The organism is Porticoccus sp. (assembly GCA_023261185.1).
GTDB classification, from domain to species: Bacteria; Pseudomonadota; Gammaproteobacteria; order Pseudomonadales; family Porticoccaceae; genus Porticoccus; species Porticoccus litoralis.
Map to the genome: position 1 here is coordinate 1 of JALRJN010000084.1, position 5858 is coordinate 5858.

Below are 5858 nucleotides of genomic sequence, written 5' to 3' on the forward strand. Positions count from 1 at the left end.
GAGCATGTCTGGAAAGAACCTGCTGATGATGCGAAATTTGCGTTGATCAAGGACTTCGATGAACTTGGGAAGCAAGCTATTACTGACTATCAGCAAAATCATGAATAATTTTTTATCAAGCTTTGTCGTGCTTGGTATTTACTTCGTAATTGATTGATTTTTCGAATTTGCTGGTGTTGAGTCAGCATGCTCCAAGAGTTTCCTCCCACCTTTATTGCTCGCTGCCTAGGATTTGATGAACCTGAGGAAGAAATTCACTTCCTATGGCAGGAGCAACAATTCTCTCTACAAGCCGATCAGAATTTAAAGATCACCGAAGGTGCCCTGGTCCGATTTCAATCCAGTCAGGGCAAACTCATACTGGAAAGGGTTGTCTATACGCCTCCAGCAGGTGCTTCAAGGGATCCGCCAAGCTGTTCTCAATGGCCAGCGCAACTACGAGCAACTCTGCCAGGAAGCCGCCGATACGTTGAATACCCACGGCTGGCAAACCGATTACATCAGCATCCGCCGCCAACAGGATCTGGTGCCGGCGGGCCCGGATGACCGTCATCTGGTGATCGTAGCGGCCTCCCGACTAGGTATACCACGCCTGCTCGACAATCTTGAGATCTAGAACCTTTTGATTCTTTTTGTTTTTTTGACCAAAATCAAAATTATTACAAGGTTATTGACAGGCTGAATTTGACGCGACACAATGCGTTTCCATTTTGCCGCTTAGGGTTAAGAATCCATGCAAAGAACCATGCTCAAGTCGAAGCTGCACCGCGTGACCACCACGCATGCGGAATTGCACTATGAGGGCTCTTGTGCCATCGATGAAGATCTCCTCGATGCCGCGAACATTCGCGAGTACGAACAGATCGACATCTGGAACATCAACAATGGCGAGCGCTTCACCACCTATGCCATCCGCGGTCAACGCGGTTCAGGCATCATCTCGGTCAACGGATCAGCGGCACGCCGCGCAGCACCCGGTGACCTACTGATTATTGCCACCTTTGCTGTTTACAACGAAGTCGAGCTGGCAAATTACGAACCAAAATTGGTTTACGCCGATGCAAACAACCGTATTGCCCGTATCGGCAACGGCATCCCTGCGCAGGCCGCCTAGACCACTTTTCGGGGATCAGTCCATTCGATAGAGGCGGACTACATCACCCACGATCAATAACGCCGGAGGCTTCAAACCTTCGGCGTTAATCTTTTGAGCAAGAGATTCCAGCGTCGTGATTAGCACCTTCTGATCTGGCCTTGTACCGTGGTAAATCACGGCAACTGGGGTATGCGCCGCCCGTCCATGCATCATGAGTGCATCGGCGATTTCTCTGGCAGCCGTCATCCCCATATAAAAAACAACGGTCTGCGTAGGCCGAGCCAGAGCGGGCCAGTCGAGTTCGCTTAAACCCGCTTTCAAATGGCCGGTGGCGAAAGTTACTGATTGCGCCCAATCTCGATGCGTCAGCGGAATGCCCGCATACGCGGCACAGCCGACCGCCGCAGTAATCCCTGGCACGACTTCAACAGGTACTCCGGCTGCTAACAAGGCATCCATCTCTTCCCCACCCCGGCCGAAGATGAACGGATCACCACCTTTTAACCGAACCACCCTCTGCCCAGCCTTGGCTAATCGAATCAGCCAATCATTCACCGCCTCCTGAGGAAGCGCATGCTTTGCAGCCTTCTTACCCACGTAATGTAGTTCAGCCTCTGGACGAATCAACGTAAGGATTTCAGGACCCACCAGGTTGTCGTACAAGACTACGTCCGCTTCTGTAATCCGCCGTAGCGCTCTTAAAGTCAGCAATTCCGGATCACCAGGCCCAGCTCCGACCAGACTCACACTCCCCGGCTTTAAAGCAGATGACTGCTTCAAGGTTTGCGCCAGAAAGTCGTGAATCTTCGAAAACATCAGTTCAGCCATATAAAAAGTGGGACAAGGGTCAATCGAGGTTACTGAATCACCCTCTTGCCAGAAAGTGCCGGTAAGCATATCTTAATACACCTGCGTAATACGCGTTCATAACCACTTGGAGACAGCAATGCCTCTCACCATTCGCCAATTACTCAACCACAAGACCTCTGGCATTTACGCCGTACGTCCAGATGCCTCCGTACTTGAAGCCCTGGAAGCCATGGCCCGTGAAGACATCAGTTCCGTGCTGGTTATGGAAGGCGATGCACTGAAGGGCATTTTCACGGAACGTGACTATGCCCGCAAGGTCATCTTACGTGGCCGTAATTCGCGGGATACCGTGGTCCGTGAACTGATGACTAGCGAACTAATCACAATGACGCCCGAGCAGACGATTGATGACTGCATGGCCGTTATGACTGAAAAACACATCCGCCACCTGCCGGTGCTTGAAAACGGTAAAGTGATTGGCCTGGTGTCGATCGGTGATGTCGTGAAATCGATCATCGCAGGCCATGAAGAAACCATTCAGCAACTGGCTGGCTACATTGCAGGTGATCTTAAAACCTAAAGCCGGCTGAATCGCCCCACACAACCCGCTCGCGAAATGCCAGCGGGTTTTTATTTGCCTTTCGCCCAACACAGCGGTAAGCTTCGCTCATTGTTTTTTGCTAACCCATTATTTTTTAACGATATTTAAACATAAATGTAACATGGGTACCGAAACCGAACTTAAGCTATCTCTGGCCGCTTCAGACATCCCTGCACTGCTAAAGCATCCTTTGCTTGCGGCGGTGCCCAAACGCCAGAAACTGCATAACACCTACTTCGACACCCCGGATCTAGCCCTGACCAAAGAACGGGTTGCTGTTCGAGAGCGACGCATCCTCAGGAAAACGCTTCTGACCGTTAAAACAGCCCACCCTAGTGAGGGCGGCATCAGCCAGCGTTCCGAGTGGGAAGCACCAACGACACCCGGGGTATTTGATTTTCCGACCCTGGTGGACAACGCCCAACTCGCTGATAAGCTCTCGAAGATCGCAGATCAGCTTGTACCCGTTTTCACCACAGACTTCAATCGTCGGATCTGGACACTGGAGTTTCGCCGCGCCACGATAGAGATCGCACTGGATCAGGGCCTCATATCAGTGACCCGCGACGGCATCTGCCGTGAGCAACCCATCTGTGAACTTGAACTGGAACTTAAATCGGGAGCACCAGGGACGCTGTTTGCACTCGCCCGAATGTTAAGTCGTCATGTGCGCCTGCACCCTGCGGATGAAAGTAAAGCCGCTCGTGGATACGCGTTATTTCTGGATAAAACCCATATCCCTGTCAAAGCAGCACCGCTCCGGATCAGCAGCAATGACACAACAACATCGGTTTTTCTGAATATTGCACGCAGCTGTATCACGCAACTACAAGCGAATGAACAGGGCATTTTCACCCCGCAGAATGACGAATATATCCACCAGGCCCGTGTCGCGTTGCGTCGCCTGAGGACAGCACTCCGGCTATTCTCGGCGGCCTTACCCGATGGATTTGCTGAACGATGGAGCCAGGCCTGGCGAGATATCGCTCAGGAGCTGGGCGATGCACGCAACTGGGATGTATTCTGTAACGAACAAATGCCCCGGCTGTATGAAGACTTGGCTGAGCATCCGGATCTCATCGCCTTACGAAACTTTGCGCAGACCAGACGTCTGGCCACGCACGAAGCGGCAAAAAAAATCATGCAGAGTCGGCAGTACAGCCTGAACATCCTGAGCTTTTGCGAGGCGCTGTTCGGGCTCAAAGATGACCAGACATTGATCCGTAGCTACGCGACCAAAGCACTCAAACGGCGTCACAAGCGATTTTTATGCGGTGCGCGCAAGGCGCATACGCTTAACGCCGAACAACGACACGAAGTACGTATTGATCTCAAAAAGCTACGCTACACCCTGGATTTTTTTGAAAGCCTCTACCCTAAAAAACGGGTCCACGCATTCAGCCGCAGTCTGACTGAGACCCAGGAATTACTAGGTCATATGAATGACCTGGCGACCGCAGAACTGTTAATGGCTGAGCGCCGACTTGCCACAGAAGACACACCGGCAGCTTGGGCTAAAGGCCGGATGAGTGCCTATCTTGAGCTCTTACCTGCTGCGCTCAGACCAGTCATTCAACAGGCGGTTCCGTGGGAGAAGTAAGCAACGTTACTTGCTTTTATCCAGATCCTTCTTGTCTGCATCTTTTTTCAGAATGTCGTCACGAAAGGCTTTGAACCGTTTGAACGCATTCTTGTAACCGTCCTCGTAGCCATTTCTGTAGCCAGAACCACCTAGCAACTTGTTGTAGTTTGGCTTGTCTTTGAGAATCTTCTCCAACTGCTCGAGGATTTCGAATACCGTTTTGCTCGACATGATGTCACTCCATGAATACGAGTGCTGAAAATAGCCCGACCGCTTTTTTTGATCTACCGCGAAACGATGAATTATTTGTTGCAGATAAATGACAAAGGGCATCGTCATCCTCGTGAAACACAATCTGGATATTGTGATCGCTTCACGATGATCACAGACCACCTTGCGCCTACTGTTCGTTTTACTGCCGACCCTTTTTGTTGCGCATGCGTATGCCTTTGAACCTCTCAATACCGATGATGCCGCAACAGTTGGTCATGAAGTCCACCAGATTGAAGCGTACTTTTATGCCATCAGCGCCAACGGTACCTATGATCAGGTCAGCGATATCTCCCCCGGCGAAGAATTTGTCGGCAATGGGAATGCCCGAACCCTCCCAATCACCTATACCTATGGCATCAACGAGGTTACGGAAGCATCGATTTCAGCCTCCTATTATTTTGTACCCACCGGAAGCTATGAGCCCATGTCGAATTACGTCTTGGGCATCAAATGGCGATTTATGGGTGATGGAAATACCGGACTTAATCTAGCTGCAAAACCTACCCTAACCCTGCCCTCTAGCAATAACCAGCAAGCAGCAGGCCTGGGCAATGCCGCTACCAACTACGGGATCAATCTGATTGCTTCATATTATTGGCAGGATGTTGATATCCATCTCAATGCGTCTTACGAACGGGAACCCTACAATCATGCCTACCCAGTTGGTGGGGACAGCGATCTGCAGAGAAGCAATGTCTATGGGGTATCCATTGCACCCGTCTGGTCCATTCATCCCAGATTAAAGTTAGCCCTCGATATCGGTACTGCGACCAACACACCGACAAACGCTCCGACCTATCTGAATGGCTATGTGATGATGGCGGGTATATACAGTCCTTCACCGACCTGGGATCTCGGGGTGGCCTATCTGGTCAGTGGTAACAACATTGCGGACGCAACCACTGTCAGTAAATCGAAGCGTAACGGTGCAGACCGTTTCGAAGTAGGTGTGACCTGGCGCTTTTAAAGCAGCTTTTATCAATGAACCGAAGGATACTGTCCGGCAGCAATCGAGTATCATGCCGGCTGTATGAAAGAACCCGCCTGCCCCGATCTATATTTTGAAACTGCAGAACTCACTGCTTCTCAATCTATTGTGCGTCCTTTTTTTAGGTGCGCAGGGAAACGTTTGTCTCGCTGAATCATCAGTCGAGGCTGACCCGAAAGTCGATAGCGCAACACCGATACCGGATGACACGGAAAACTTTAGTCTTCACGGTCAAGCAACCTATATCCTGCAATACAAGAACAAGTTCAATTCGCCCTATCAGGGCGAAAAAAGCCTGCTCAGCACCGGTGATCAGACTAAAAGCTATACGCTGACCGTTACGCCATTTCTGGGTGCACGCCTCTGGGAAGGCGCCGAGGTCTACTACAACCCCGAAGCCAGTGAAGGCATGCCCTTCTCGAACCTCAGTGGATTGGGAGGGTTTACCAACGGTGAAATGCAGCGTGGCAACAACGTGCCCATGGTGTTCTATACCGCCCGTGCATTT

8 protein-coding genes are annotated in these 5858 nt (G+C 51.0%); 6 read left to right on the forward strand and 2 right to left on the reverse strand.

The window, feature by feature from the left end; all coding sequences use genetic code 11:
* The first annotated feature begins 370 nt into the window (after positions 1–370).
* Both ACYZYZ_RS07955 and panD read left to right on the forward strand, forming a co-directional pair.
* Positions 371–616, forward strand: coding sequence for a pantoate--beta-alanine ligase (locus ACYZYZ_RS07955; RefSeq protein ID WP_461483876.1), 246 nt, complete (start codon positions 371–373; stop codon positions 614–616).
* A 129-nt stretch (positions 617–745) separates the two neighbouring features.
* A complete protein-coding gene (gene panD, locus ACYZYZ_RS07960) occupies positions 746–1114 on the forward strand; it encodes an aspartate 1-decarboxylase (RefSeq protein WP_461483883.1) in 369 nt (122 codons plus the stop codon).
* Positions 1115–1129: 15 nt separating this feature from the next.
* On the opposite strand, the gene cobA is transcribed toward panD, so the two are convergent.
* Positions 1130–1993 (reverse strand): uroporphyrinogen-III C-methyltransferase, encoded by an 864-nt coding sequence (cobA, locus tag ACYZYZ_RS07965; protein ID WP_461483877.1) that lies wholly within the window; start codon positions 1991–1993, stop codon positions 1130–1132.
* Between the two features lie 49 nt (positions 1994–2042).
* On the opposite strand from cobA, the gene ACYZYZ_RS07970 reads away from it, so the two are divergent.
* Positions 2043–2486 carry a CBS domain-containing protein gene (locus ACYZYZ_RS07970; protein WP_461483878.1) on the forward strand — a complete coding sequence of 148 codons (444 nt, stop codon included), beginning with the start codon at positions 2043–2045 and terminating at the stop codon, positions 2484–2486.
* A 142-nt stretch (positions 2487–2628) separates the two neighbouring features.
* Positions 2629–4107: a CYTH and CHAD domain-containing protein gene (locus ACYZYZ_RS07975; protein WP_461483879.1), complete on the forward strand. Its 1479-nt coding sequence runs from the start codon at positions 2629–2631 to the stop codon at positions 4105–4107.
* 6 nt (positions 4108–4113) lie between these two features.
* Here ACYZYZ_RS07975 and ACYZYZ_RS07980 read toward each other — a convergent pair whose 3' ends face one another.
* The gene (locus ACYZYZ_RS07980) at positions 4114–4320 is read right to left on the reverse strand and encodes a hypothetical protein (protein ID WP_461483880.1); all 207 of its coding nucleotides are present in this window, start codon (positions 4318–4320) and stop codon (positions 4114–4116) included.
* A 163-nt stretch (positions 4321–4483) separates the two neighbouring features.
* On the opposite strand from ACYZYZ_RS07980, the gene ACYZYZ_RS07985 reads away from it, so the two are divergent.
* Positions 4484–5329, forward strand: coding sequence for a hypothetical protein (locus ACYZYZ_RS07985; RefSeq protein WP_461483881.1), 846 nt, complete (start codon positions 4484–4486; stop codon positions 5327–5329).
* A gap of 94 nt (positions 5330–5423) precedes the next feature.
* Positions 5424–5858 (forward strand): hypothetical protein (locus tag ACYZYZ_RS07990; RefSeq protein ID WP_461483882.1); only part of this gene is annotated, 435 nt, incomplete at its 3' end.

Bases quoted from the DNA above. Each gene is read 5' to 3' on its own strand.
- cobA (WP_461483877.1), bottom strand. From the start codon at position 1,993: ATGCTTACCGGCACTTTCTGGCAAGAGGGTGATTCAGTAACCTCGATT.
- ACYZYZ_RS07970 (WP_461483878.1), top strand. From the start codon at position 2,043: ATGCCTCTCACCATTCGCCAATTACTCAACCACAAGACCTCTGGCATT.
- ACYZYZ_RS07980 (WP_461483880.1), bottom strand. From the start codon at position 4,320: ATGTCGAGCAAAACGGTATTCGAAATCCTCGAGCAGTTGGAGAAGATT.
- panD (WP_461483883.1), top strand. From the start codon at position 746: ATGCTCAAGTCGAAGCTGCACCGCGTGACCACCACGCATGCGGAATTG.
- ACYZYZ_RS07975 (WP_461483879.1), top strand. From the start codon at position 2,629: ATGGGTACCGAAACCGAACTTAAGCTATCTCTGGCCGCTTCAGACATC.